Source organism: Chryseobacterium sp. (assembly GCF_041914225.1).
GTDB lineage: Bacteria > Bacteroidota > Bacteroidia > Flavobacteriales > Weeksellaceae > Chryseobacterium.
In genome coordinates this window covers 1-25,932 of sequence record NZ_JAYSDT010000008.1, presented here as the reverse complement: position 1 = coordinate 25,932, position 25,932 = coordinate 1, and the positions used below count along the sequence as shown (strand labels likewise).

22 protein-coding genes are annotated in these 25,932 nt (G+C 36.3%); 12 read left to right on the top strand and 10 right to left on the bottom strand.

Going from position 1 to position 25,932, the window contains the following annotated elements; all coding sequences use genetic code 11:
- Nucleotides 1-337 precede the first annotated feature (337 nt).
- Together ACE3RB_RS05635 and ACE3RB_RS05630 are read left to right on the top strand one after the other, a co-directional pair.
- Complete coding sequence (locus ACE3RB_RS05635) at nt 338-919, top strand: helix-turn-helix domain-containing protein (RefSeq protein WP_374463353.1); 582 nt, start codon at nt 338-340, stop codon at nt 917-919.
- Nucleotides 912-1,358 (top strand): response regulator, encoded by a 447-nt coding sequence (locus ACE3RB_RS05630; protein ID WP_374463352.1) that lies wholly within the window; start codon nt 912-914, stop codon nt 1,356-1,358. Before ACE3RB_RS05635 ends, ACE3RB_RS05630 begins: the two co-directional genes overlap by 8 nt.
- 603 nt (nt 1,359-1,961) lie before the next feature.
- Here ACE3RB_RS05630 and recG read toward each other — a convergent pair.
- From recG to ACE3RB_RS05600, 6 genes are all read right to left on the bottom strand, one after another.
- Nucleotides 1,962-4,049 (bottom strand): ATP-dependent DNA helicase RecG, encoded by a 2,088-nt coding sequence (gene recG, locus ACE3RB_RS05625; protein ID WP_374463351.1) that lies wholly within the window; start codon nt 4,047-4,049, stop codon nt 1,962-1,964.
- Nucleotides 4,050-4,203: 154 nt separating this feature from the next.
- Entirely contained in the window at nt 4,204-4,737 is a 534-nt protein-coding gene (locus ACE3RB_RS05620; RefSeq protein ID WP_374463350.1) for a thioredoxin family protein, read from the bottom strand.
- 41 nt (nt 4,738-4,778) lie between these two features.
- Complete coding sequence (locus ACE3RB_RS05615; RefSeq protein WP_374463349.1) at nt 4,779-6,290, bottom strand: peptide MFS transporter; 1,512 nt, start codon at nt 6,288-6,290, stop codon at nt 4,779-4,781.
- A gap of 19 nt (nt 6,291-6,309) precedes the next feature.
- Nucleotides 6,310-7,302 (bottom strand): YhcG family protein, encoded by a 993-nt coding sequence (locus tag ACE3RB_RS05610; protein ID WP_374463348.1) that lies wholly within the window; start codon nt 7,300-7,302, stop codon nt 6,310-6,312.
- Between the two features lie 61 nt (nt 7,303-7,363).
- A complete protein-coding gene (locus ACE3RB_RS05605; RefSeq protein ID WP_374463347.1) occupies nt 7,364-9,118 on the bottom strand; it encodes a peptide MFS transporter in 1,755 nt (584 codons plus the stop codon).
- A 132-nt stretch (nt 9,119-9,250) separates the two neighbouring features.
- Nucleotides 9,251-10,906 (bottom strand): peptide MFS transporter, encoded by a 1,656-nt coding sequence (locus ACE3RB_RS05600; protein ID WP_374463346.1) that lies wholly within the window; start codon nt 10,904-10,906, stop codon nt 9,251-9,253.
- Between the two features lie 266 nt (nt 10,907-11,172).
- Between ACE3RB_RS05600 and ACE3RB_RS05595 the strand changes: the two genes are divergently transcribed.
- Both ACE3RB_RS05595 and ACE3RB_RS05590 read left to right on the top strand, forming a co-directional pair.
- Nucleotides 11,173-11,346: a hypothetical protein gene (locus ACE3RB_RS05595; RefSeq protein WP_374463345.1), complete on the top strand. Its 174-nt coding sequence runs from the start codon at nt 11,173-11,175 to the stop codon at nt 11,344-11,346.
- Nucleotides 11,347-11,435: 89 nt separating this feature from the next.
- Nucleotides 11,436-12,233 (top strand): GLPGLI family protein, encoded by a 798-nt coding sequence (locus tag ACE3RB_RS05590; RefSeq protein ID WP_374463344.1) that lies wholly within the window; start codon nt 11,436-11,438, stop codon nt 12,231-12,233.
- A gap of 66 nt (nt 12,234-12,299) precedes the next feature.
- On the opposite strand, the gene ACE3RB_RS05585 is transcribed toward ACE3RB_RS05590, so the two are convergent.
- Nucleotides 12,300-14,429 (bottom strand): S9 family peptidase, encoded by a 2,130-nt coding sequence (locus ACE3RB_RS05585; RefSeq protein WP_374463343.1) that lies wholly within the window; start codon nt 14,427-14,429, stop codon nt 12,300-12,302.
- Between the two features lie 120 nt (nt 14,430-14,549).
- Between ACE3RB_RS05585 and ACE3RB_RS05580 the strand changes: the two genes are divergently transcribed.
- The gene (locus ACE3RB_RS05580; RefSeq protein ID WP_374463342.1) at nt 14,550-15,023 is read left to right on the top strand and encodes a hypothetical protein; all 474 of its coding nucleotides are present in this window, start codon (nt 14,550-14,552) and stop codon (nt 15,021-15,023) included.
- 11 nt (nt 15,024-15,034) lie between these two features.
- Entirely contained in the window at nt 15,035-15,223 is a 189-nt protein-coding gene (locus ACE3RB_RS05575; RefSeq protein ID WP_002984739.1) for a DUF6496 domain-containing protein, read from the top strand.
- Nucleotides 15,224-15,285: 62 nt separating this feature from the next.
- Here ACE3RB_RS05575 and glgP read toward each other — a convergent pair whose 3' ends face one another.
- Nucleotides 15,286-16,950: an alpha-glucan family phosphorylase gene (gene glgP / locus ACE3RB_RS05570; protein WP_374463341.1), complete on the bottom strand. Its 1,665-nt coding sequence runs from the start codon at nt 16,948-16,950 to the stop codon at nt 15,286-15,288.
- Between the two features lie 206 nt (nt 16,951-17,156).
- Between glgP and ACE3RB_RS05565 the strand changes: the two genes are divergently transcribed.
- The 5 genes from ACE3RB_RS05565 (at nt 17,157) to ACE3RB_RS05545 (ending at nt 23,913) form a co-directional block, all read left to right on the top strand.
- Complete coding sequence (locus ACE3RB_RS05565) at nt 17,157-17,954, top strand: hypothetical protein (RefSeq protein ID WP_374463340.1); 798 nt, start codon at nt 17,157-17,159, stop codon at nt 17,952-17,954.
- A 198-nt stretch (nt 17,955-18,152) separates the two neighbouring features.
- Nucleotides 18,153-20,255 carry a T9SS type B sorting domain-containing protein gene (locus ACE3RB_RS05560; protein ID WP_374463339.1) on the top strand — a complete coding sequence of 701 codons (2,103 nt, stop codon included), beginning with the start codon at nt 18,153-18,155 and terminating at the stop codon, nt 20,253-20,255.
- Nucleotides 20,256-20,338: 83 nt separating this feature from the next.
- The gene (locus tag ACE3RB_RS05555; protein WP_374463338.1) at nt 20,339-20,929 is read left to right on the top strand and encodes a DUF1572 domain-containing protein; all 591 of its coding nucleotides are present in this window, start codon (nt 20,339-20,341) and stop codon (nt 20,927-20,929) included.
- 66 nt (nt 20,930-20,995) lie between these two features.
- Entirely contained in the window at nt 20,996-22,342 is a 1,347-nt protein-coding gene (gene mtaB, locus ACE3RB_RS05550; protein ID WP_374463337.1) for a tRNA (N(6)-L-threonylcarbamoyladenosine(37)-C(2))-methylthiotransferase MtaB, read from the top strand.
- 53 nt (nt 22,343-22,395) lie between these two features.
- Nucleotides 22,396-23,913, top strand: coding sequence for an FMN-binding glutamate synthase family protein (locus ACE3RB_RS05545; protein ID WP_232722284.1), 1,518 nt, complete (start codon nt 22,396-22,398; stop codon nt 23,911-23,913).
- 77 nt (nt 23,914-23,990) lie between these two features.
- On the opposite strand, the gene ACE3RB_RS05540 is transcribed toward ACE3RB_RS05545, so the two are convergent.
- Nucleotides 23,991-24,743: a hypothetical protein gene (locus ACE3RB_RS05540; RefSeq protein WP_374463336.1), complete on the bottom strand. Its 753-nt coding sequence runs from the start codon at nt 24,741-24,743 to the stop codon at nt 23,991-23,993.
- A 55-nt stretch (nt 24,744-24,798) separates the two neighbouring features.
- On the opposite strand from ACE3RB_RS05540, the gene ACE3RB_RS05535 reads away from it, so the two are divergent.
- Complete coding sequence (locus ACE3RB_RS05535) at nt 24,799-25,236, top strand: RNA-binding S4 domain-containing protein (protein ID WP_374463335.1); 438 nt, start codon at nt 24,799-24,801, stop codon at nt 25,234-25,236.
- 18 nt (nt 25,237-25,254) lie between these two features.
- On the opposite strand, the gene ACE3RB_RS05530 is transcribed toward ACE3RB_RS05535, so the two are convergent.
- Nucleotides 25,255-25,770, bottom strand: coding sequence for a shikimate kinase (locus tag ACE3RB_RS05530; protein WP_374463334.1), 516 nt, complete (start codon nt 25,768-25,770; stop codon nt 25,255-25,257).
- Nucleotides 25,771-25,932: the final 162 nt, after the last annotated feature.

The window sequence follows — 25,932 nt, the reverse complement described above, 5'->3', positions numbered from 1 at the left end:
GTAATGGATGATTATCTGATGGAATTCCTAATTCACAATTGATTGACTTAAAATTTTGTAACTTTATCCTGTAATTCTATAACAGGTGAGTTCTTTTTTTAATTCATCTTTGTTTCAGAACCAAATCACTTTTAACAATACATTCATATGCTTGGTTTTGAGCTGACTCAGCTTTTTATCAGTATATTTTTTTCATCCTTAGTGTTTAAATTCCTGTATTCAACAATACAGGAGTTTTTTCGTATATAAACAAAATTTAAAAATATACACCTATTTCACTTTTAAATGAAATAATTTGCTATATTTACTAAATAAAATTGGCTTTATATATACTAGGATGAAAATGTATGTTAAATTTGATTTCAATGCCCTCTGCAAAAAGGTATTGGACGAAAAACTTAAAGAACACGGGCTGAAGTACAGGTTGCTGAACTTCGGCGAGGTGGAATTCTATGAGCCCCTGACCCAGGAACAGCACAATCTTTTTAAGAAAAACCTTGAAGATTATGGGATTGAGATCATAGAAAGCCAGAAAACCGCTCTTGTACAGAAAATAAAAGATGCTATTGTGGAGCTTGTCTTTTCTGATGAAATTATTCCCGTAAAAGCATCTATCTATATTTCTGAGAAACTAAACCACAGTTACGGATATCTTTCCAACCTGTTTTCAGAGGTTGCCTATACCTCTATTGAGAATTTTATTATTCTGCAAAAGATAGAACATGCAAAAGCATTAATCATAAGAAATAAGCAGAGCCTCACAGAAATTGCCCATAAACTGAATTATTCCAGTGTGGCGCATTTGAGTACCCAATTTAAAAATACAACAGGAATTACTCCATCTCAGTTTCAAAAGATTATTGGCAGACGAAGAAGAGTACAAAGCACGGCAATAAACCCTAAAATGCAGTATGAATAAAGAATTTCTGAAAGTAATAGTAGCGGATAACGATGAAAACACCTTAATTTTTTTTAAAAGTATTTTGAAAGAGTTGAAAATCTCTATAAAAGTCCAATGCTTCAATAACGGGAAAAATCTGATGGAATACCTGAATAATGACGATGCAGTAGTTCCTGAGATTGTTTTTATAAACTATACAATTCCCGGAAAAGACAGCATGGAATGTCTGGAACAAATTAACTCAAATTCAAAATTCAATAATATGGTGACTGCAATTTTTTCTGAACCGATTCCTGAAAATGAAATTGAAGATATTTTTGTAAAAGGAGCCAATATTTTTATGAAAAAACCTGAATGTTTTGAGAAGCTGAAAAAGGTGCTTACAGAAATTATTACGATCAATTGGCAATATCATACTTCAGGATTGAATAAGGATAATTTTATACTGAAAGTATGATGAATAAAGGATTTGTTAACTTATTGTGAACAGATTTAAAATCGTATTTAATGCATGCTATTCACAAATAGGTGAAAATTTTATAACTAATCATTAAAATAATATAAAAAGGATCCGGATTAATATACTGACATTTGTAAAAGTAAACTCAGACACAAATTTCATTATAAAGTGGAAGATACAGATGAATGAAGAGTAATTGTTTCTATAACAAAATTATATAAATCACGATGTTAGTAACAAAATGAATTATAATAATTTTCCAATTTTAAGCACAGAAGATCTTTAAACAAAACGGTACAATCATGAAAACTCAATAAGTAGTTGGAGGTATTTTTATTCGTTTCATTCCCTCATCTCCATCGAAACACAGTTAGTTTTTATAATAAGCAAGTTGGAAAAAATAATTCATTTTGTTTTTTTATAATTTATTTTAATAGTTGTGGCTTTGACTACATCATTATTATATAAATATTTTCACACCACATCACAAAATATTAAGTCTAAACTATTAAAATAAATTTTTTACAGAGAACAAAAAGTAATTTCTTCTAAATAACAGTTTTATAAGGGGGCCGCAGGAAATCTTTTTCTGCGGTTTTTTTATGATATTTTACTCCACTTATTTTTTCCTTTGTAATATCTGATGTAATAATTTTTGATGATCTGATTATCAGGTCTGGACAGCAGAGGATCCGCTTCCAGTATTTTTTCTACCGTATTTTTTGTTGTTTTAATGATCGCTGAATCATTAATGAGATCTAATCTTTTAAAATCCACCACGCCACTTTGCTGCGTACCCAGAATGTCTCCCGGGCCGCGAAGCTGCATATCAACCTCTGAAATTTTAAAACCATCATTGGTTTCAGTCATTGTCCTGATACGGGTTCTGCTTTCCTTAGATAATTTATCGGAAGTCATCAGGATACAGTAACTCTGTTCAGCGCCCCTTCCTACACGCCCTCTCAGCTGATGAAGCTGTGACAGCCCGAATCGTTCAGAACTTTCAATTACCATCACAGAAGCATTGGGAACATTTACCCCAACTTCAATTACTGTTGTTGCGACCATAATTTCAGCTTTTCCTGATGCAAAATAAGCCATTGCAGCGTCTTTTTCATCCGGTTTCATTTTTCCGTGAAGCATGGTCACATTATATTCTGAAAAATAATCCATGACATGCTCCAAACCTTCCATCAGGTTTTTATAATCTAACGTTTCGGATTCTTCAATAAGCGGATATACAAAATAAACCTGGCGCCCCTTTTTAATTTCATCTTTACAGAAATTATAGACATACAATCTGTCTTTTTCCCGGCGATGAGCGGTAATAATAGGTTTTCTTCCTACCGGCATTTCATCAATCACAGAAACATCCAGATCAGAATAAAAACTCATGGCCAGAGTTCTTGGAATAGGAGTGGCTGTCATCACCAGAATATGAGGCGGAATTTTATTTTTAGCCCATAACTTAGCCCGTTGAGCAACTCCAAATCTGTGTTGTTCATCAATAATGGCTAATCCGAGATTTTTAAATTTAACCTTATCCTCTAAAACAGCATGGGTTCCCACTAAAATAGAAAGGGTCCCATTTTCCAGTTCTTCATGGATAATTCTTCTTTCTGCAGTTTTGGTGGAACCTGTCAGAAGCCGGATATTGATTCCTGTTTTTTCCAGCAGTTCCTTAATTCCATTATAATGCTGCTGGGCAAGAATTTCCGTTGGAGCCATCAGACAGCTCTGAAAGCCGTTGTCCATTGCAATAAGCATGGTAAGAAGTGCCACCATTGTTTTTCCTGATCCTACATCTCCCTGCAAAAGCCTGTTCATCTGGATAGGCCTTTTCATATCCATACGGATTTCCTTTAAAACTCTTTTCTGGGCATTGGTGAGATCAAAGGGAAGGTGATTTTCATAAAAATTATTGAAATGATCTCCGATAATAGGAAAAGGATTACCATGAGACTGTGTTTTGTGATGAAGTTTTTTTAAACCATATCCTAACTGAAAGAAAAATGATTCTTCAAATTTCAGCCGGTAATCAGCCTTATCAAAATGTTCCTGATCTTTTGGAAAATGAATATTCAGAAAAGCATGCTGTCTTGACATGAACTTGAATGTTTTCATCAGATAATCCGGAAAATTCTCTTCAATAAGACTTGGAATTTCTTTACAGATGTTTCTTAAAGCATTCTGAAAAAATCTTTGATTTAATCCTCTTTTTGTCAGTTTTTCAGAGCTTGGATATATCGGTTTCAGGCGGGTATCGCCTTCTTTTTTTTCTTCAGCTTCTATTTCCGGATGCGGCATAGAAAACTGGCGGTTGAAAACATTGATCTTTCCGAAAATATAAACCTCCTTGTTGATCGGAAGCTGTTCTTTCAGCCACTTGGAATACTGAAACCATACGAGATCCATACTGCCGGTATCATCATTGAACTTTGCAGATAATCTCTTGGTTTTGCCCGTCTGGATTTCCTGCACCTGGGTGATTTTTCCTTTCAGCTGTATTTCCTGACTGCTTTCTTCCTGAAGCTGGGATATTTTATAAATCTTACTCTTATCCAGATAGCGGATAGGATAGAAGTTCAGCATATCTTCTACAGTAGACAGGCCCAACACGTTTTTAATGAGTTTGGCTCTTTCCGGACCTATTCCTTTTACGTATTCTATGGAAGTTTCTAAAGTCATTTTTTGATTTGTGATCTGATTTCAACATCTCCAGATCTATATGAAAAAACAAAGGTCCGAATTTCGGTAAAATAAAAAAGACTTCCAAAAAAATTGAAAGTCTGTATGGCGAATTTTTAGAATTGAACCTGAAAAGACAGGCTTACATTCTGAATTAATCTTTGATTTTGGATTTGAACTTTTTCTGATAATCCTCCCATTGTTCCCTGGTCTTAATCTTTTTGAATAAATCTTTTGAGATCAGTTCCAGGTAAGGTTCCAATTCTTTGGCAGACAATTCCCCCTGAAGAATGGTGATAGGATCTCCATGCTCATCCAGAAATACAGTGCTTGGAACAGCGCCTACATTCATATATTGTGTGAACTCATGCAGAGAATTTCTTCCCTTTTTATGTTCAGTATCTGGATTGGAAAATGTTCTTCCAAAGATCTCAATACTCTTTTTTTCTTCTGCGTTAAACTTTACAGGATAGTAATTCTCATTCAGATTCTGTGCAATTACAGAATGCCCGTATGTTTTCTTATCCATAATCTTGCAGGGGCCACACCAGTCCGCATAAAAATCAATAAGTATCTTTTTGGGATTTTCTTTTTGAGCTTTTAAAGCTTCCTCAATGGTCATCCACTTTACCTGGGCAAAGTGAAAATTTAATAGAAGTAAGAGAACTATGCTTAAAATTTTCTTCATATTGTGATATTTAGGTAAAAATAAGCATAATTACTTATTTTCTATTTTACATCCTGCATTAATTTTTTCACGTACGGAGATATCAAAATTAATACCACTCCCGCAATTACCGCATACAATCCCAATTGTTTATATCCATCAGTATAAGTGATCAAAGCATCATAGTTGCTGGAACCTTCTTTTGATGTCGCAAGGCTGGCCCCGATAATCCCTGCAACATACTGTCCATACGCTGAAGCAAGGAACCACATTCCCATCATCATTCCCTGAAGATTCTTGGTAGAAAGTTTTGTCATGATAGATAACCCGATAGGAGAAAGGCATAATTCTCCAAGGGTAATGATTAATAATGCCAGCGTGAAGAAGTTTAATGAAGTAATTCCCTGAAGATCTGCAAATAGTCTGGTTGCAAATAAGACATAATATCCTAATCCCAGGAAAATAAATCCTAATCCGAATTTGATAATGGTGTTAGGCTCAATCTTTCTTTTGTTCAGCCAGATCCAGAGAAGGCCTACAAGCGGAGCAAGGAAAATAATGAAGAAGGCTCCTCCCGAGTTATTAACGCCATTAGGATCTAGTCCGAAAAGGTCTTTGTTCAGGTTTTTAGCCGCAAAAATGCTTAAAGAGCCACCGCTTTGCTCATAAATACCCCAGAATATGATGGAGAAAATAATGAAAACCAAAGCAGCCCAAAGTTTTTTACGTTCAGAAGCTGTTACTTTAGACATTTCATAGAATAAATAGATTAAAGTCAGTGGCCCGATTGTCCACATAAAATAATCCGTATATTCTGTTTTAGCAACCATTGTCATAATGATAGGCACAAAAACCAATGACAGCACATATACTCCGTATTCTTTCCATTTTGGTATTGGAGGTGTTTTTACTTCTGCTAAAGGGTGCCCCGGCTGTAATCCGATAGTACCTAATGTTCTTTGCGTAAATACAAAGTTAATTAAGCTTACTACCATTACGATTGAAGCCAGTCCAAAAGCAATATGCCATCTCATTTCTTCCGCAATAATGTTGCTTAAAAATTCTCCTTTACCAATGGCAATACATAAATAACCACCCAGCAATGCGCCAAGATTAATCCCCGCATAAAAAAGTGAAAAACCGGCATCAGCTCTTGAGTCATTCGGTTTGTAAAGCTGTCCAACCATAGATGAAATATTTGGTTTGAAAAAACCTGTCCCAACTACGGTGAATGCTATTCCGAGGAAAAAGAATTTATGGGGATCTGTAGCAAGGATTAAACTTCCCACGATCATCAGGAGACCTCCCCAGAACAAGGATTTTCGGAATCCTAAAATTTTATCGGCAAAAAGGCCGCCTACAAAAGTAAAGGCATATACGAATGCCTGCGTGGCACCATATTGAAGGTTGGCTTCTTTTTCATGGAAATTAAGCTGTGAGATCATGAAGAAGACCAGCATTCCACGCATTCCGTAGAAACAGAAGCGTTCCCACATTTCAGAGAAAAACAGGCTCCAGATCTGTCTGGGATATTTTCCTTTGAAATTTTGTATTTCATCTAAAGTTAAGCTCATAATGATATATGATTAAGTTCTAATTAGGGTTTTTATTTTCCTGATCCAGCTCAAAACGGATTCTGTCCTGGTCAATAATTTGTTTTAATTCTTCTTCTTTTGGGAGGTACAGCAGGTATTTGCTGGCAAATAAATTGTTTTTATCATTCAAAACGGAATATTTTACAATAGTCTCATCCTTTTCTGAGCATAGTAAGATTCCGATGGTTGGGTTATCTCCTTCACCGCGTTTCAGATCATCATACATTCTTACATACATATCAATCTGTCCGATATCCTGATGAGAGAGTTCTCCGGTTTTCAGATCAATAATGACAAAGCATTTTAAGATGTAATTATAGAAGACAAGATCGATGTAGAAGTCTGATGTATCCGTAGAAATATGTTGTTGTCTCGCTACGAAAGCAAACCCTTTTCCAAATTCAAGTAAAAATTTTTGAATATGATCAATAATAGCTGTTTCAATTTCCTTTTCAGAGAATTGTTCATCAGCTTTTAAACCAAGGAATTCAAAAATATAAGGATCTTTTAAAACACTGTGAATACTTTCTGATGAAGATTTTTTATGTTCTAAAACACGTTCATAAGCCAGAGAATTGATTTGTCTTTTAAGATCTCTTACATTCCAGTTGTTTTGTACTGCTTCATTCAGGTAATAATGTCTTTTGTCTTTATTATCCTGGGCTGAAAGCAGCCTGTAATGGGACCAGCTCAATTGTTGAGACAATGTGTCAACAATTGGAAACGCTGTGTAAAACTTTCGCATATTAGACAAGTTTGTATAATCAAACCCTTTTCCAAATTCTAAGGTAAGCTTCTGAGAAAGTTTTTTCAGCGTATACTTTCCGTATTCTGCACGTTCTTTTCCCTGTTGTTCATCTTCAACAATAAGTTTTCCAATCTGCCAGTAGGTAAGCAGTAGAGTAGAGTTCGCTATCCGAAAAACTTTTTCGCGCGACTGCCTAATGATTTCCTTTACGGATTGGAATAAAGAATCTTCGGAAATTTCCATCGTACGAAAATAAAAAAAACCTCTGACTTGGCAGAGGTTTTATAATATTTTGTTGATACAATTAGTTTACACCGTGCATCATTTTCTTTAAGATAGGTGAAATTAAACCTAAGATTACAGCAGCAATACCACAAAGTACTACGAATACCATGAAGAATTCAAATAAGTTATGGATTTCGAATCCTACAAAAGTAGGGTTGTGTAATGGTAACTGAGCTTTATCGAAAGCAGCTGCCTGATCCGCTGTAAGGGTTACTTTTTTATCTAAAACATCCTGTAGATTAATACCCATTTCTTCAGCTTTCTTGAATTTGTCACCTGTTGCAGGGATAAGTGCTCCCAATGAACCTGCCAATGCATAACCTGCGGCGTTAGAAATGAAGAAAACACCGTACAGTAATGAAGCAAATCTTTTTGGAGCCAGCTTACCAACCAATGATAAACCAATCGGAGAAAGACAAAGCTCACCACATGTCTGGATGAAATATAGTAACATTAACCATTTGATGGCTAATAAACCTGAGTTTCCAAGGTCTTTTACGTTATGAGCAATAATGAAATAAGAAAGAGCGATCAATGCCAGACCCATTGCCTGTTTGAACGGAGATACCGGTTCTTTTCCTTTAGCTCTTAATTTATCCCAGATTAAACTGAAAGGAACAGCCAGAATAACAACGAAGATTCCGTTGAAGATCTGAACCATTGAAGGCGGCATATTCCATCCGAAAATGTTTCTGTCAGTTTGGTTATCCGCGATAAATGTTAATGAAGATCCCGCCTGTTCAAACGCTGCCCAGAAGAAAATAATAAAGAAAGATACAATATAGATTACCCAGATTCTCTGTCTTTCCACCTTATTTTCAGCAGAAGACATAATTAGGAAGGCAAGTGAAATACCGGCTGAATAGATGAACGGATAAATGATTCCTTTGATCAGTTGCCCCATTTCTACAGAATTGAATCCAAACTCACCTACAAGAAGGTATCTGAATACAAAGAATAAAATAACAAATATTCCTCCAGTGATTCCTAATGCCTGACCTGAGAATTTAGCAGTCTGCGTTTCTCCTTCTTCAAAATCAGCACTTGTATTATTTTTTGGCAATCCTCCGATAGGTCTTCCCTCCGGAGTTACCACATATTTATTTTTAAGGATAAAGAATGTTACCGTTCCGATAACCATTGCAATAGAAGCCGCTAAGAATCCCCATTTGAAAGCAAAGATATCTCTTACTCCTGTTGCAGCATCTTTTACGTCTCCTACGTATGGACAGATGAACTGCCCCAGGAACGCTCCGATGTTGATCCCCATATAGAAAATAGTGAAGGCAGAATCCAGCTTAGACTTTTCCTGTTTTGGATAAAGGCTTCCTACCATTGAGGAAATATTCGGTTTGAAGAATCCGTTACCAAAAATGATCACGAATAATGCCAGCCACATGATAAGCTTAGCACTGCTGATATCTGCGGAGAACGTAGAGGCACTGATGAATAAAAGGAACTGGCCGATAGCCATTAACGATCCACCAATAATGATAGCGTATCTGTTTCCGATATATTTATCAGCAATAAATCCTCCCAAAAGAGGTGTTAAATAACATAAAGCTAGAAATCCACCATAGATGATCGCTGCATCAGCTTCTTTTATTAATAAGGAATTTACCATGAAGAGCGTCAAAAGTGCTCTCATCCCATAAAAGTTGAAACGCTCCCACATTTCTGTTCCGAAAAGAACCCATAATCCTTTAGGATGCCTGGAACTCTTATTCTCTACAAATTCATCCGGTTTCGGACTCAATGCTTCAATATTATCCATTTCTATTGTTAATTTTTGTTAAGACTGACAAATATAGTTTATTTTGGTTTTTTGGCAAGGTTTTAATTTTATTTTTAAATAAAAAAGCTGCGGAACACTTCCGCAGCTTGCTAATCTGTATAATATCAGGGATTAATGTCCTTTTTCCTTCATAATTTTGTTCAGTCTTTTCAGCATAGAAAGACCTAAAAGTGTAGCAAATATTAACAAAGCGAAGTTCACAAGGAAATAATTCGTCTTGTTTTCATAATTGTACCATGTGCTTGCAAGGATTCCTGAAAGCTTATTTCCAACAGAGTTGGCCAGGAAGAAACCTCCCATCATCAAGGCTGTAATTCTTGCAGGAGAAAGCTTGGAAACGAAAGAAAGTCCCATGGGAGAAAGGCAGAGCTCACCAACAGTGATTACTCCATAGCTGGCAACCAGCCATAACGGAGATACTTTTACAGCACCATTATCTCCCGCCAGTACTGCCAAAACCATTACCAGACAGGAAAGTCCGGAAATAAATAATCCTAAAACAATTTTGGTAGGTGTTAAAGGTTCTTTTCCTTTCCTTCTCAATAATGCCCAGAATCCTACAATAACTGGCGTCAAAGCAATAACCCAGAACGGATTGATAGACTGGAACAATTCTGTATTGTATAAATATACTTTATTTTCAGGATTTTTCTCGAGAGCAGCACGTTGTTCGGGAGATATGTTTTTAAAATAAACATCTTTTCCCATTTCCTTTTTAGTCTCTCCGCTATCATCTTTCTGAGAGCGGAACTGATTATCATATACAGGAGTTTCTTTATCTTCATAGCTTTTCCCATCTACCATATAAATACCTTCCAATGGTTTTTCAAGAGAAGCCGGAACACTTCTGTCCGTATAATAATTGGCCCATCTTGTTAAAGCTGTACCGTTTTGTTTGAAAACAGCCCAGAAGAACATACTGATCAGAAATACAGAAAGCAGTGCGCCGATAGATGCTTTTTCATCAGGTTTCGCTTTAAAGTAAAGGGAAGCATAGAAATAAATAACAGGGATACATGCAAAAATAAAGGCATCCGTACTGTCGCTTCCAAAAATATTATCAGGAATAAACCAGCCTATTGCTCCGGCAATGATAGCAGGAACAAATACTTTAACCAGAATTTCTGAAAGTTTTGTATCACCTTCCTGTACAGGCTTCATCTGTGCTGCGTGGATATAATGCTTTCTTCCAACAGTAAATATAACCATCCCGATAAGCATTCCTACTCCGGCAGTGATAAAAGCTTCACCCCAACCGAATTTATTACGCATGAAAGCCGCAATAATGTTACAGATAAATGCCCCGATATTGATTCCCATGTAGAAAATATTATACCCGGAATCTTTATTAGCTTTATAAGGTTCTTCAGAATAAAGGTTTCCTAATAACGTTGAAATAGTAGGCTTAAAGAAACCGTTTCCGATAATAATTAACGCCAGAGAGGTATAAAACAAAGGTAAATCCTTAAAAACACCCATTCCTATATATCCTGCAGCCATTAAAAAGCCACCGAGATAAATAGATTTAATATACCCTAAAACCCTGTCTGCCAGGAATCCTCCGATGAATGGAGTCAGATAAGTTAAGGCAATGTAAGTTCCGAAAATGTCATCAGCAGTTTTATCCGGAAGTCCAAGTCCGCCTTTCATACCCGTAGGCTCAATAACATACAGAACAAAGATTCCAAGAATCAGGTAGTACCCGAAACGCTCCCACATTTCTGTAAAAAACAGATAAGGCAGCCCTTTAGGATGTTTAGTCTTCATATAATCAATTTTCAAATTTCCCAAAAATAGGTTTTTAATTTTAATTGATAAAATAAATAATACTTGCTTAAGTGATTAATGAAATAAATATAAAATTTTAAGTGTAAAGAGTAATTTAAGTTACTGAATTTAATTTGTACAAATTGTGTACATTTTGTAAATTATTGATATACAATAGATATGCAAGTTTATTTTGCTTTCATGTAATATTTGTTTTTTAGTTTCGGGATGTCAGGAGTGACATATAATTAAAAAAAACATTTATTATGAAAAAATTAAAAAGACTTACAAGAGAGAATTTAAAAAATGTTCAAGGAGGTGTAAAAGATTTTTGTCAGCCGGGAGCTGGTGATATATGTGCACAATATGGATTAGAATGTGGTTTTTGGTATACGATACAAAATGGGCAGGTGATTGAGTCCCATAATGCTTGTATGTAATGATGTTGAATCAGTTACAGGTTTTTTAGAGAGATACATTTTGTATCTCTTTTCTCTATTTTTTAATACTGAATATTATTTATTCCTTCATGAAACCATTACTTTTTATTTTATTATTTGTAGCGAATATTCTGACTGCACAGAATATTACTTTTATATATGAGCTCACTTTAAGGACTGATAAAAAAAATGTAAGACAAGAATATTATTATTTGGATGTTCTGGGGAAGCAATCTGTTTTCAGGTCAGAGAAAGCACGCGAAGCAGATTCGCTGATGCAAAAAAATGGTTATTGGCAGAGTCGCAAACCTACTTTTGAAAGTATATATTCATTCAAAAACTTAATAAGTAATACAGTTTATAAAAGTGTCACACATCCTGCCTTTTATGATTTATATTATATTAATATTAATAACAAGCTACAATGGCAGATTCTGTCTGATAAAATGAAAATAGGTGACGTGGAATGTCAGAAAGCTATAGCAGAATATGGTGGACGCAAATGGTTTGCCTGGTTTGATGGTGCAAGTCCGCTACAAGAGGGTCCATATATATTTTATGGACTTCCTGGTTTAATTGTTGAGCTTTCGGATGAACAGAAAGATTTTGATTTTAAGCTTATCAGAATTAAAAAATCTGATAAAAATAATATGTTCTATTTACGGAAAGGAAAAGAAATAACCTGGGATGTTTATAAGAAATTACAAATTGATTATTACAATGATCCATTTGCTGAAATAAAAGCCAGAAATGTTAAAACAAGAATTGGAGATGCTAATGGAAACCCTGTCAATATAAGTTTTAAAGAAATGACAGAAAGTATTCAAAAGCAGATGAAAGAAGATAACAACCTCATAGAGTTGGACAAAGCCATAAAATATCCTTAACAAAAAACCAATAAAAGACCTTTCAGAATTTCTGAAAGGTCTTTTATTGAGATACAAATATGATTCTTATAAGTTATTCAAAATGAAATCCGTCATTTTCTGATACAGCTGTGGTCTTGTCTGTCCGCCATAGATTCCGTGGTTTTTATCAGGATAAGCCATGAAATCAAACTGTTTTTTATTTTGAATCAAAGCTTCAGAGAATTCCATAGAGTTCTGGAAGTGAACGTTGTCATCGGCCGTTCCATGGATTAACAGGAATTTTCCTTTCAACAGATTGGCATATTCTGTAGGAGAGTTTTTATCATATCCATCAGGATTTTCCTGAGGCGTTCTCATAAACCTTTCTGTGTATACTGAGTCATAATATCTCCAGTTGGTTACCGGTGCTACAGCAATTCCCACTTTGAAAACATCAGCTCCTTTAGTCATTGCGAGGCTGGTCATATATCCACCGAAGCTCCATCCGAACATTCCGATTCTGCTTTTATCAATATAAGATTGGTTTCCAAACCACTTTGCTGCAGTGATCTGATCTTCAATCTCATATTTTCCTAAGTTCATATAGGTTACTTTCTTATATTTTGCTCCTTTATAACCCGTTCCACGACCGTCAACACAGGCTACAATATATCCTTTTTGTACAAGGTGATTGAACCACATTGCATTTCCGTTATCCCATGAGTTCGCCACCTGTTGAGATCCCGGTCCGGAATACTGGAACATAAATAAAGGATACTTTTTATTCGGATCAAAGTTCTTAGGCTTCATGATCCAGGCATTCATCTGATCACCAACAGCATTGGGAATCGTGATGAATTCTTTTTCAACAAAATTATCAGCTTTTAACTTCTGTAACTGTTCGTTGTTGTTCTGAAGTTCTTTCACTGTTTTACCATTACCATCCTTTAAAACATAAGTATAAGGTCTTGAGGCAGTGGAAGAGGTTTCAATGAAATAATTATAGTTTTTACTGAAATTGGCAGAATTGTTTCCTTCCGCATTGGAGATCAGCTGGGTTTTTCCGTTTTCGATATTTACTTTGGAAATTACTTTGTTAATGCTTCCTTTCTCGGTTGTCTGAACGTAAATTTCTTTAGATTTTGGATTAAATCCATAATAATCGGTTACTTCCCAGTTTCCTTTTGTGATCTGCTTTTTAAGCTTGCCGTCTTTGTCATACCAGTAAAGGTGGCGGTTTCCGTCTCTTTCAGAAGCCCAGAGGAATGAATCGTCTTCAAGGAATTCCAGAGTAGGGCTGTCTGTTTCGATCCATTTTTCGTCCGTCTCAGTAAACAACTTCTGAACGGCTCCTGTTTTGGTATTTACTTTTAAAATGTCTGAAGCATTCTGGATTCTTTCGGAAGTAATTAAAACGATTTCATCCGGTTTTGCGGTCTGGAAGACATTCGGGATATAATAGTTTTTGAAAGAACCTAAGTTCAGCTGCATTGTTTTTCCGTTGTCAAGGCGGTACAGCTGTGCGGAAACTACAGAGTTTTTCTCGCCTGCTTTCGGATATTTATAACGCATTTCAGTCGGATAAAGGGTTTTTCCGTAGATCGGGATATAGATTTCCGGAACCTGGCTTTCATCAGACTTTACAAATACGATCGCATCAGAATTCTTGGTCCACTCGTATTGTCTTGCGTGCCCGAATTCTTCTTCATACACCCAGTCTGTCAGACCATTCAGGATTGAATTCTTTTTACCATCGGTAGTAATCTGTGTGATTTTTCCTGAACCAAGATCCTGATAGAACAGATTATTGTCAGAAATAAAGGCTACTTTCGTTGCATCAGGAGAGAATGTAGGTTCCTGAACCGGTTTTCCTTCATTCAGGCTGATTACTTTCCCGGATTTTAAATCTTTAACATCAAATTTCCCAAGGAAAGAATGCCTGTAAATAGGCTGGCTTCCCAGCTGTAAAAGGATTTTAGATTCATCATCAGAAAAAATATAGCTTTCAAACTTTCCATCTACAAGATTCCCTTCTTTTTGTGAAGTTTTGTAAGAATATTTGGCAATTCCTGAAGGTTCAATAACAAGATAGTTTTCCCCGTTTTTCATGGAAGTGATTCCTGCAATCCCCTTTCCATGGTAATATCCTGAATAAATTTTATCTAAAGTGATTTCCTGCGCTGATACATTTTGAAATACTGCCGCCACAGTAAGAGTTAAGAGTAGTTTTTTCATTTCTAACATTAATGGATTTCAAAGATAATAATTTTATTAAATGTGTAAAAAAGCTTTTCAAATAAGCTTTTTGGCAAAAAAATTGAATATCATTAACTATAATCAAATCAAATAATAATTATGGAAACGAATGCATACAACCAGAAACTGAACCGTTATGTAATGAATGATCAGATCGTTTATACAGGTTTTTCCAGTTTTAAAGACGCTGAAGAATGCGCCCGTAAAAAAGGAGGAACATTGGTGGAAGTCGTATTCAGAGACGGGAATGATAATCCCGAAATCAATGATGAAGCGGGTTTGATAGAGAAAAAACTTCATTACTATGTGTATGCAGGCGATGAATATAAATTTATCCATTCCTCAGACCCGGGATTCAGAAAATATGCGGATGAACTGCAGAAAATTAAAGCAAAACAACAGCAGTCTCCGCCGGATGAAAGGTATTTAGCTAATTTTGAAATTGAAAATGCGGAAGACCCGATCATTGTGATCAAGAATGATCATTTTGAGTCGGTAACATCGAGAGAGCGTTCAAAATATTTGAAACATGCCTGTGTTTATGAATTAGGGGTATCCCTGCCAAAATCTTAAAAAATCTTATCATGAGCAAGACTAAATATTCAGAAAAAGCTCAGGACAAAGTAGGAAAAGTTATGCACGAATTCAAGGAAGGAAAACTGAAATCTTCTTCCGGAAAGAAAGTGACAAGCAGAAAACAAGCCGTAGCCATCGGTATTTCTGAAGCGAGGGAAAAAGGCCTTAAAGTGCCTTCAAAGAAAAAAAGTAAATAAACCTGATAAAAATGCCCGGAAATTTTTCCGGGCATTTTTATGATAAGCTAAATAGCAGATGGCTATTTCACTTCAGTATAAAGTACTTTGTAATATTCATCCGCCATCCTGTCGCTGTTGAAATGATCTTTCACATCATTCATTGCATTATGCTGGATTTTTCTCCATTCGTCAGGTCGGTCATAATAGGTGGGAAGTATTTCGTTCTCCAGGATTTCATATAATTTGTTTAGATCATAATTGTCCTGCTCATAAATACTCATATTCAGATAATCTGCTTTGGGAACTACAAAAGAGTTTTCTCCATGTTTTGCAAATTCCGGGATCCAGCCGTCATCTGTGGATAAATTAACGGAACCGTTCATTGCAGCCGTCATTCCCGAAGTCCCTGAAGCTTCCCTTGGAACTCTTGGATTATTAAGCCACACATCAGAACCCTGTTTCAGAGATTTGCTTAAAGAAAGTTCATAGCCCGTAAGAACAGCCATATTTTTATGATTTTTACTTTCTTCAACCAGCGTATTGAATGTAGAAATCGCAGAGTAGTCCATTGGATAAGGCTTTCCTGCCCAGATGATCTGTACGGGATATTTTGGGTTATTCAGGAGTCTGTAGAATCTTTCTTTATCATGTAAAAGAAGCTCTGCTCTTTTATAACCGGCAAATCTTCTCGCCCATACAATGGTAAAGACATTAGGATTGAATAAATTCCCTGTCTGATCTGCGACAATGCTGAACAGCTTTTTCTTTAAATATTTTTTACGGAAGTCAAAAGCAGTTGCATCATTTTCATCTTTTGCATTGTATAAAGGTTTATCGGACCAGTATTTAAACTCCTGGGCATTTGTAATAGAGGTAATTTCGCAGATTCCTGGATATTTATTCCACATTGCTCTGGATACTACACCATGAAGCCGGGAAACCCCATTGGCCATTCTTGCAATTCTTAATGCACAGAGAGAATGATTGAAACGGTCATCATCAGATCCTTCAATCTTTTTCACTTCTTCCATGCTATATCCTGAAAAATAAGACATATCATAACATAATCTGAAGCTATGCTTTTCATTACCTGCTTCTTCCGGAGTATGGGTGGTGAAAACGAGTTTTTCCTTAACTTTATTCAGATCTCCGTTATATTTTCTTAAAAGATAAAAAGCTGCAGGCAGTCCGTGAGCTTCATTAAGGTGATAAACCTCTCTTTCAATATTCATTTCATCCAGTAACTTGGCACCTCCTTTTCCTAATAAAATATATTGGGCAAGTTTTGTGGATTCATTGGCATCATATAATTTGTGACAGATTGTTTTAGAAACATGATCATTTTCCGGAACATCTGTAGAAAGGAAAAACATGGGTGCCGTATTGAAAATTTCAGGGTCAAGGTACCATACTTTCACCCAAACCGGAGCACTGTGGATTTCGATTTGGAATTTAATTCCGGTGTCTTCAAGAAAGCTGTACATTTTTCTTGTCCATATCGGCTGTAAGGTCTGATCGTGATTTCTTGCCTGGTCATAATAACCGAACTTCCATAAGATCCCGATGCCTATAAGATCCTGCTTAAGATTGTAAGCGCTTCTCATGTGAGATCCTGCCAGAAAGCCAAGTCCTCCCGAATATATCTTGAGTACCTGCTCAAGAGCAAACTCCATTGAGAAATAAACAGTTTTTTTGGAATATTGAGGATTGATATTGTAGGGTATTCTGAAATTCCTAAAATCCATAAAATGTAGGTTTGTGTTTAAAAAAGCAAAGGTATAAATAATGAAAATAAACTTTACATTAATTAATAGATAAATTAATTTAAAAACTAAGTATTGAATTGTTTTTTTACTTATCTTTAAGAGTGTAAATTTTTGATTATCAAAAACTTTTAATGATGAAAGCCAATGGCTGCATGTGTTCTTTAATTAAATAAAAAAAATCACACATGAAAAAGACATTTTCTGATGAAGATCTGATCAAGAATCTGAGTTTATATTACCTGAACAGGCATTTGAAAAAAAAGCCTATAGAGAAGTATCATCGTACCATAGACGAATCTCCGCTGCATGACCGTGAAAAATACAGAAAGAAATCTGAGATTCTTCTTCTCAACTCTTTCATGCATCACTTCCCCGAAGTGAAATTTGAAAACCTTACCTGCGAGAGCCCGGACTTTATCGTAAAATTAAACGACAAAAAAATCGGAATAGAACTTACTGAAGTTATCAACCATCTGGAAATGAAAAAAGTGGAAAGCACTTTGAATAAAATGTTCCGTCAGGCAGAAATATTATTAGAACATGAAGACACTACGAAATATCGTGGTGTTTATTTTTTAGAATTCCATCCGGCAACTAAATTTGATAATCTGGAAGTACAGCAGGAAAACATTATCAGTATTTACAAAAGCATTAAAAAAAATAAACCCGTAGGCTGCGTAAAAAGTCTGAGAAAATCTTTCCATCGCAGGAATGTTTTTATCACCCATGAGTACAGCATGAACCTGTTTGATGAGCTCTGTTCGGAAAAGATTCTGGAACTCATTGAAAAAAAGAACGAAAAATTTCCTTACTATGACACTTCTGTGGATGAATGCTGGCTGGTTATTGTTTCAGACATGAATTCCATTGCTTCGCGATATACTTTCATTCAGGATAAAGAACATCTGAAGGAAGTGAAAAGCCCTTTCCATAAAATATTCCACCTTGAAAATCTTTGTGGAAATATTACAAGTATCAAATAAAGTGAGTGTTTTTATATGTTTAGTTATTTTGTGTTTTAATTGAAAATAATATAAATAATTTTAAATTATTTCATTTTTTAATTTGTAATAGTTTAAAATTATTGAGATTTTATTGTTTGTAATTAAAATATAGGTATATTTGGTGTGCATTGACTATCAATGTGATGTATAACTAATATAACCATAAACATATAATCTATGAGAAAAATTTTACTTTTCATACTTCTATGCCTCTCTCATACTTTTTATGCCCAGGCCGATTGTGCTACTGCACTTTCCGTTTGCGGAAACTCAAATATCACTTACAGTCCCACAGGATATGGTAATATAAAAGAATTGGTCAACTCGGGAAGCTGTATAGACTTTACCGGAGAGCACAACTCAATATGGTATAAAATCACCATTGCTACAGGAGGAACACTTACTTTCGACCTCGTCCCGAACAACCCTGATGCCGATTATGACTGGGCAATTTTTGGTCCTAATGTAACCTGTGGAAGTTTAGGTTCGCCAATACGTTGTAATGCTGCAACGGTTATCGGGCCTGGTCCTGCTACAGGCCTGAATATGACAAGTACACTTTTAAGTGCAGCAGGAGGTTCACTGACCCCTTATTGCAAGTATCTTGATGTTTTGCCGGGACAGACTTATTATTTGTTTATTGATAACTGGGTAAGCAGCACCAGTTCTACCACGGCTCCGTTTTCTTTAACATGGGGCGGAACTGCAACACTGGCTTCACCGTTCACAGATCCAAGTATCCAGACTCAGCCATTTAATCCTCCCGGAATTCCGGCAGCCAATCCTGCTGATCCGAGAGAAGTGGTAATATGTTCTCCTACAGCTTTATTTGATTTTTCTACATTATCCTCAGGAATTCTTAACGGGAATCAAAACTTTGGGGTAAGTTACCATGTGAGCCAGAATGATGCCTTAACAGGGAATAACCCGATTACAACCCCTATCACTGTCAATACAACCACTGTTTATTATTACAGTATCAGTTATACCGATCCTACAAATGCTTCCAATCCGCTTAATAAGTGTAAGCAGGTAGGAACATTTAAATTCAAAAATGGAGCTATAACAGTTAAAAATGTAACATTGACAGAGTGTAACAACAATAATGCAGGTACAGCTTTATTTGATCTGACTACAGCCGACGTTATCGCAAACCCGAATGTCACCAAAAAGTATTATCATACGATGGCAGATCTTAATGCCGGTACTAATGAGATTACCAATCCAATGGCATTTGTTTCTGCAGAAGGCGTTATCTATGTGAAGGTGATATCCGAATTCGGTTGTAGCGCTGTAGCACAGATTACCCTGAAGTTTTATCCGGTTGTGGTAGTAAATGAAGCAACCTTAAGATCATGCTTCATCGAATCCAGTCCATCCACAGCTTCTTTCAACCTTGTCAATGCTTCAGTAACAGGACAAACCAACCCGACAAAAAAATATTATCCTTCATTGACAGATGCTCTTAATCAAACTAATGAGATCCTGAATGCCAATAATTATATTGCGCCTAATGGATTTGTATATGTAAGGGTTTCGAATGCCCAGGGATGTTATACAATCGCCAGAATTACTTTGGTCGTTATTCCACCGGTATATTCTGATAAACTTAAAGATGTGACGATTTGTGCCGAAGATCAGACAACGCTGGATGCAGGACCTGGATTCAAAAGTTATGAGTGGAGCACAGGAGCTACAACTCAAACCATCAAAGCAGGGATAGGAGTTTATTGGGTGAAACTTAAAACAGGAGAATGTATTACGACACAGACTGTAAAAGTGCTTCCTTCCGAGCAGCCGGTTGTTTCCGGTATTGATATTTTGAATAATACTATCACAGTATCCGTAATCGGAGGAACTCCGGCTTATAAATATTCCATAGATAATATCACTTGGCAGGATTCCAATGTTTTCAATAACCTTTCAAGAGGAGACCACAAAGTATATGTAAAGGATGCCTATGACTGTGATCCGATAGAAATCGGCATCGTTGTGCCTAATCTGATCAATGTAATTACCCCTAATGCAGACGGAATAAATGATGTGATTGATTATTCTGCACTGGCTAACAAACAAAATCTGATCATGAATGTTTTTGACCGGTATGGAAATAAGATCTTCCAGGCAGACAGATCAAATGGTTATAAATGGGATGGTACCCAGGGCGGAAGAAGAGTGCCTACAGGAACCTACTGGTATTCTATCACATGGAATGAAAATGATAAAAAGAATACAGCCATTAAATATACAGGCTGGGTTCTGGTGAAAAACAGAGAATAATAATAAAACAGATAGAAAAAACCACTTCATTTTGAAGTGGTTTTATTTTTAAAGTTTTTAATTTAGGCAGCAAAATAGAAAGCATGAAAGACCTGTTCATAAAACGTTTTGAATACTATAAATCACTTGGGGATAAAACCTTTGATCAGCTCACAGACGGGCAGATATTCTTGCAGTATAATGAAGAAAGTAATTCTATTGCTGTAATAGTGAAGCATATTGCCGGAAATATGCTTTCAAGATGGACCAATTTCCTTACTGAAGACGGAGAAAAATCTTATCGTAACCGTGATGACGAGTTTGTCAACTCTTTTACAACTAAAGCAGAAGTTCTTGAGTATTGGGAAAAAGGCTGGACCTGTTTTTTTAATGCTCTTAACAAAATAAATGATGAGAATCTTTATTCAACAATATATATCAGAGGAGAGGGGCATTCCGTGATGGATGCAGTTTTTCGTCAGTTGGCTCATTATCCGTACCATATCGGCCAGATCGTTTATATCGCCAAAATGATAAAAAATGAAGACTGGAATACACTTTCTATTGCCAGAAACCGTTCCCGACAGTTTAATACAGAAATGAAAACCAGGTTTTCAAGTTCAGATCAGGAAAACAATTCATCACCTGTCTGCTTTCAAAACAGTCCTGAAGTGAGGGACGAATATAAACAATAGATTGAATCAATCTTGCATTCTTATTAAAATTACTATCTTTGCACCCATAAAATTCAGGAGTAACAAATGTCTACTTTTCACAGAACTGCCGCGTTTCATACACTGGGCTGCAAATTGAACTTTGCAGAAACATCTACTATTGCCCGTCAATTAACAGATGCAGGTTATGAGAAGGTAAGTTTTGATGAAAAAGCGAATGTGTACGTTATCAATACATGTTCCGTAACAGAAAATGCTGACCGTGAATGTAAACTTCACGTAAAAAGAGCAATGAAAGCCAATCCGGAAGGGCTGGTAGTAATTGTCGGATGTTATGCACAGCTGAAACCTGAAGAAATTTCACAGATTGAAGGCGTTGATCTCGTTCTGGGAGCAAAAGAAAAATTCAATATTCTGAGTTACCTTGATGATTTGGAGAAATCTGAGAACGAAGGTATAGTACACTCATGTGAAATTGAAGAAACAGACTTTTTTATCGGAAGCTATTCTATTGGTGACAGAACCAGAGCTTTCCTCAAAGTGCAGGATGGCTGTGATTACAAATGTACCTACTGTACCATTCCGTTAGCAAGAGGAATTTCACGCTCGGATACCATTGAAAATGTTCTCAGAAATGCTAAGGAAATTGCTGCTAAAGACATCAAAGAAATTGTTCTTACAGGAGTAAATATCGGTGACTACGGTAAAGGTGAGTTTGGAAATAAAAGACATGAACATACGTTTCTTGATCTTATTTCAGAGCTGGATAAAGTAGAAGGGATAGAAAGAATCCGTATATCTTCTATTGAACCCAATCTTTTAAAAGATGAGAGTATTGAACTGGTTTCTAAAAGCAGAAGCTTTGTTCCGCATTTTCATATCCCGTTACAATCCGGAAGTGATGATCTTTTGAAAAAAATGAAACGCCGTTACCTGACCAGACTTTACAATGACAGAGTGAACAAGATCCGCGAGGTTATGCCTGATGCGGCTATTGGTGTAGATGTTATTGTAGGATTTCCGGGAGAAACAGAGGAAAGATTTATGGAAACCTATAATTTCCTGAATGAGCTTCCTATTACCTATCTTCATGTATTTACCTATTCTGAAAGAGAAAATACGGAAGCTGCAACAATGGACGGAGTAGTTCCTGTAGCGGAAAGAAAAAAACGTAATAAAATGCTGAGAATTCTTTCTGAAAAGAAGAAAATGGCATTTTATCAGACACAACTTGGAAAAACGCTTCCTGTTCTTTGGGAGCACGAAAATAAAGACGGGAAAATGTTTGGCTTCACAGAAAACTATGTGAGAGTCCAGAAAGACTTTGATCCTGCATCCGTAAATCAAATCGAATTTCTGAATTTAGAAAAAATCCTGTCAGATGGCACGGTTTCTGTGCAATCTTCCTACCAAAATTTTTTAGCAAAAGCATAGGCTCTTTGCAAAAATTCTACTAAATTTATTTTTAAACTTTAAATACTACATTCATGAGAGATAAGTTTTTATCTTGGGGAATTGTATTAGTAGTTGCTACATGGATTATAGCAATACTGATCAGAGCGCATTACTGGATACCGACGCTGTTATCCGCAATTTATGCATTGGGTGTTTACAATGCTTACCAATCGAAACATGCTATTTTAAGGAACTTTCCTGTATTGGGATATTTCAGGTATTTTTTCGAGAGCATTTCACCCGAAATGCAGCAATATTTTATTGAAAGGGAAACAGACGGGAAACCGTTTCCAAGAAACCAGCGTTCTGCAGTATACAGACGTGCAAAAAATTTAAGTGATACGGTAGCTTTCGGGACACAGCTGGAAGTCAACCACAGAAAATATGAAGGAATCAAGCATTCTATTTACGCAAAGTCACCATCAGAAGAACTTCCCAGAGTATGGGTTGGCGGTGAGCAGTGTACACAGCCTTACCACGCTTCCTTATTCAATATCTCAGCAATGAGTTTCGGGGCATTGAGTGACAGAGCGCAGATATCTCTGAACAGAGGGGCTAAAAAAGGAAACTTTTATCATAATACAGGAGAAGGAGGGATTTCGCCTTATCATCTGGAAGGAGGAGATTTATGCTGGCAGATCGGAACCGGATATTTCGGGTGCCGTGATGATGAAGGAAAATTCAATCCTGAATTATTCACCAAATATGCAACCCTTCCTAATGTGAAAATGATTGAGATCAAATTGTCACAGGGTGCAAAACCAGGCCATGGAGGAGTGCTTCCAGGAGTGAAAAATACTCCGGAAATTGCAGCAATTCGTCACGTAACACCAGGAATGACCGTTATTTCTCCACCATCACATACCGCTTTCTCTGATGCTGCAGGACTGTTGAGGTTTGTACAGCAGCTGAGAGATCTTTCAGGAGGAAAGCCGGTCGGTTTTAAACTTTGTATCGGTGATACCAAAGAATTTGAAGATATCTGTGTGCAAATGAACGTTTTGAAGATCTATCCGGACTTTATTACTATAGATGGAGCAGAAGGAGGAACTGGAGCAGCACCACCGGAGTTTTCTGACGGGGTAGGAATGCCATTGGAGCCAGCTTTAATATTTGTGAACAGGACGCTTAACAACTATAATGTAAGAAGTAAATTAAGAGTGATCGCCAGCGGTAAGGTTCTTACCAGTCTTGATATCCTGAGGGCCATTGCAATGGGGGCGGATATGTGTAACAATGCCAGAGGGTTTATGTTCTCTTTAGGATGTATCCAGGCGTTGAGATGTAACTCAAACAACTGCCCTACAGGAGTAGCAACACAGGATAAAATGCTTATTAAAGGACTTGATGTAACGGATAAGGCAGAAAGAGTATATCATTTCCATAAAAATACCCTTCACACCTGCAATGAACTTATTGCTGCTGCGGGAAGAAGTTCTTATGAAGAAGTAGATGCCACCATGTTCATGAGGGGAGATGAGTTTGACCATCTTGCAGACCTTTATTTCCCGGATATTTTAGGAAATGTAAAACAGAAAGCGAGATCGTAATTTGCATTGATATAAATAAAATAGCCCCAAAATCATCATTTTGGGGCTATTTTATTTATTGTTATTATATAGTATTGTTACTGTTTTTCTCCGCTAGGTCTGTCTGCTCTTCCATAAATCTGAAAGTTGAATACAAAAGATCTGTTTCTGTAAGACATGTTTAAATACGGATAATGAGGGTTTCTTGCAAAAGCAGCTCTGGAAGGAACAATAATGACCCCCTGTAAGTTATAAGGTGTCTCACTGGTAAGGTTATTAAATGCTTTAAATTTCTGTAAAGCTTCTCTGAAACCTGATATTTGATAATAACCAGGTTGTTTTGCTGCATCAGTTGTTCCAGCCTCTAGTATTGATTTCTTTACATAATAATACATCGGGTCAATAACAGGAACACCTGTTCCGTCAATGGTATTTAAAAATGCAGTTTTTGACGTAAATGAAGTGTTTCCGTCAGAATTAACGGCCAGGTAAGAGTATGCTCTTCCCATAATTTTGATAATATCATCATCCTTAATGGTTTTTGCAGAATCAGCCGGTGTAGGCTGAGCTCCGCTTCTGACAATATAGATCGTTCCTGAAGGTAGTGTTACAGGACTCAGTTCAGACAGCTTCTTTTCAGTATCATCCGAAGTATCTGTAGAACTGAAAGCTTTTATATTACCTTGCGCGTCCAGATAATTCTCATCCATAAATTTTTTAATGGCCTGATCATCATATGTGTTTTGTGTAGCAACATCTTCCGGCTCTACATACGTTGATACATCATCATCTTTCTTACAAGCAGAAAAACACAAAGATCCTGCAAGGATATATAAAAATATTTTTTTCATTTCAAAAAACTTTAATTACTTTACAAATAATATAACGGCAAAAGTATAAAAAAATATGAGAATAGATAAATTTTTATGGAGCATTCGTTTTTATAAGACGAGAAGTATTGCAGCAGAGGAGATTAAAAAGAACAGAGTTTCTATAGGAACGTCTGCCGTAAAGTCATCTAAAGAGGTAAAGGAAGGAGATACAATTAAAATCCGTAAAAATCAGATTGATTATAAAATAAAGGTAATTCAAATTCCAAAGAGCAGGATAGGAGCCAAGCTGGTACCGCTTCATATCCAGGATGTGACGGATAAAGAACAATACGAATTGCTGAAACTTCGTAAGATGTCACAGGATTACTATAGAAATAAAGGTGAGGGAAGACCTACCAAAAAAGACAGAAGAGAAATGGATGAATATGTAGGAAATGATATCGACTCAGATTTTACAGACTGGGATGATTTCTTTGGAGAGACAGACAGTGAAGACGAAAACGAAGATTAATATAAAAGTAAAAAAGCTCTAGAGATAGAGCTTTTCTATTATTTCGTTAACAATATCTTCTGGCTCCCGGGAGTCAGTTCCTACTGTGAACTGTGCCTTACTGTAAAACTGATTTCTTTCAAATAAGTGTTTGGCAATAAATTCCGGCAGGTCTTCATCAGATATATTGGCTATCAGCGGTCTTTTTTCTTTCTGTTTTGAAAGCCTTTCTGCCAGTGTTCCTACACCTGTTCTTAAAAAAACACTCTTAGAATTGTGGTTAATGATCTCCATATTATTATAGTACACAGGAGTTCCTCCGCCAAGGCTTAAAACCACATTTTCTTCAGAAGCCAATATCTCTTCCAGAGCCTCCCTTTCCAGCTTTCTAAAGTAAATCTCTCCCTTTTTTTCAAAAATCTCAGGGATGGTTAATTTATTTCGTCTGGAAATCTCTTTATCGAGATCGATCAGTTTAAAACCGATTTTTTCGCTTAATATTTTGGAAATGTGTGATTTGCCACTTCCCATGTATCCGATCAATGAAATTACCATGAATTTTTTTTAAACAAATTTGCGAAAAAGTTTTGAGATAAAGAAAAAAGTCATATCTTTGCACCACTTAAAACAAGGGACATTACTTAAATGAAAACTTGTTATAATAAGTGGCCGACTCGGTAGCTCAGCTGGTAGAGCAATACACTTTTAATGTATGGG

What these genes read in the sequence shown, in the direction of transcription:
- ACE3RB_RS05635 (WP_374463353.1), top strand. Translation starts at nt 338, where the DNA reads ATGAAAATGTATGTTAAATTTGATTTCAATGCCCTCTGCAAAAAGGTA.
- ACE3RB_RS05630 (WP_374463352.1), top strand. Translation starts at nt 912, where the DNA reads ATGAATAAAGAATTTCTGAAAGTAATAGTAGCGGATAACGATGAAAAC.
- recG (WP_374463351.1), bottom strand. Translation starts at nt 4,049, where the DNA reads ATGACTTTAGAAACTTCCATAGAATACGTAAAAGGAATAGGTCCGGAA.
- ACE3RB_RS05620 (WP_374463350.1), bottom strand. Translation starts at nt 4,737, where the DNA reads ATGAAGAAAATTTTAAGCATAGTTCTCTTACTTCTATTAAATTTTCAC.
- ACE3RB_RS05615 (WP_374463349.1), bottom strand. Translation starts at nt 6,290, where the DNA reads ATGAGCTTAACTTTAGATGAAATACAAAATTTCAAAGGAAAATATCCC.
- ACE3RB_RS05610 (WP_374463348.1), bottom strand. Translation starts at nt 7,302, where the DNA reads ATGGAAATTTCCGAAGATTCTTTATTCCAATCCGTAAAGGAAATCATT.
- ACE3RB_RS05605 (WP_374463347.1), bottom strand. Translation starts at nt 9,118, where the DNA reads ATGGATAATATTGAAGCATTGAGTCCGAAACCGGATGAATTTGTAGAG.
- ACE3RB_RS05600 (WP_374463346.1), bottom strand. Translation starts at nt 10,906, where the DNA reads ATGAAGACTAAACATCCTAAAGGGCTGCCTTATCTGTTTTTTACAGAA.
- ACE3RB_RS05595 (WP_374463345.1), top strand. Translation starts at nt 11,173, where the DNA reads ATGAAAAAATTAAAAAGACTTACAAGAGAGAATTTAAAAAATGTTCAA.
- ACE3RB_RS05590 (WP_374463344.1), top strand. Translation starts at nt 11,436, where the DNA reads ATGAAACCATTACTTTTTATTTTATTATTTGTAGCGAATATTCTGACT.
- ACE3RB_RS05585 (WP_374463343.1), bottom strand. Translation starts at nt 14,429, where the DNA reads ATGAAAAAACTACTCTTAACTCTTACTGTGGCGGCAGTATTTCAAAAT.
- ACE3RB_RS05580 (WP_374463342.1), top strand. Translation starts at nt 14,550, where the DNA reads ATGGAAACGAATGCATACAACCAGAAACTGAACCGTTATGTAATGAAT.
- ACE3RB_RS05575 (WP_002984739.1), top strand. Translation starts at nt 15,035, where the DNA reads ATGAGCAAGACTAAATATTCAGAAAAAGCTCAGGACAAAGTAGGAAAA.
- glgP (WP_374463341.1), bottom strand. Translation starts at nt 16,950, where the DNA reads ATGGATTTTAGGAATTTCAGAATACCCTACAATATCAATCCTCAATAT.
- ACE3RB_RS05565 (WP_374463340.1), top strand. Translation starts at nt 17,157, where the DNA reads ATGAAAAAGACATTTTCTGATGAAGATCTGATCAAGAATCTGAGTTTA.
- ACE3RB_RS05560 (WP_374463339.1), top strand. Translation starts at nt 18,153, where the DNA reads ATGAGAAAAATTTTACTTTTCATACTTCTATGCCTCTCTCATACTTTT.
- ACE3RB_RS05555 (WP_374463338.1), top strand. Translation starts at nt 20,339, where the DNA reads ATGAAAGACCTGTTCATAAAACGTTTTGAATACTATAAATCACTTGGG.
- mtaB (WP_374463337.1), top strand. Translation starts at nt 20,996, where the DNA reads ATGTCTACTTTTCACAGAACTGCCGCGTTTCATACACTGGGCTGCAAA.
- ACE3RB_RS05545 (WP_232722284.1), top strand. Translation starts at nt 22,396, where the DNA reads ATGAGAGATAAGTTTTTATCTTGGGGAATTGTATTAGTAGTTGCTACA.
- ACE3RB_RS05540 (WP_374463336.1), bottom strand. Translation starts at nt 24,743, where the DNA reads ATGAAAAAAATATTTTTATATATCCTTGCAGGATCTTTGTGTTTTTCT.
- ACE3RB_RS05535 (WP_374463335.1), top strand. Translation starts at nt 24,799, where the DNA reads ATGAGAATAGATAAATTTTTATGGAGCATTCGTTTTTATAAGACGAGA.
- ACE3RB_RS05530 (WP_374463334.1), bottom strand. Translation starts at nt 25,770, where the DNA reads ATGGTAATTTCATTGATCGGATACATGGGAAGTGGCAAATCACACATT.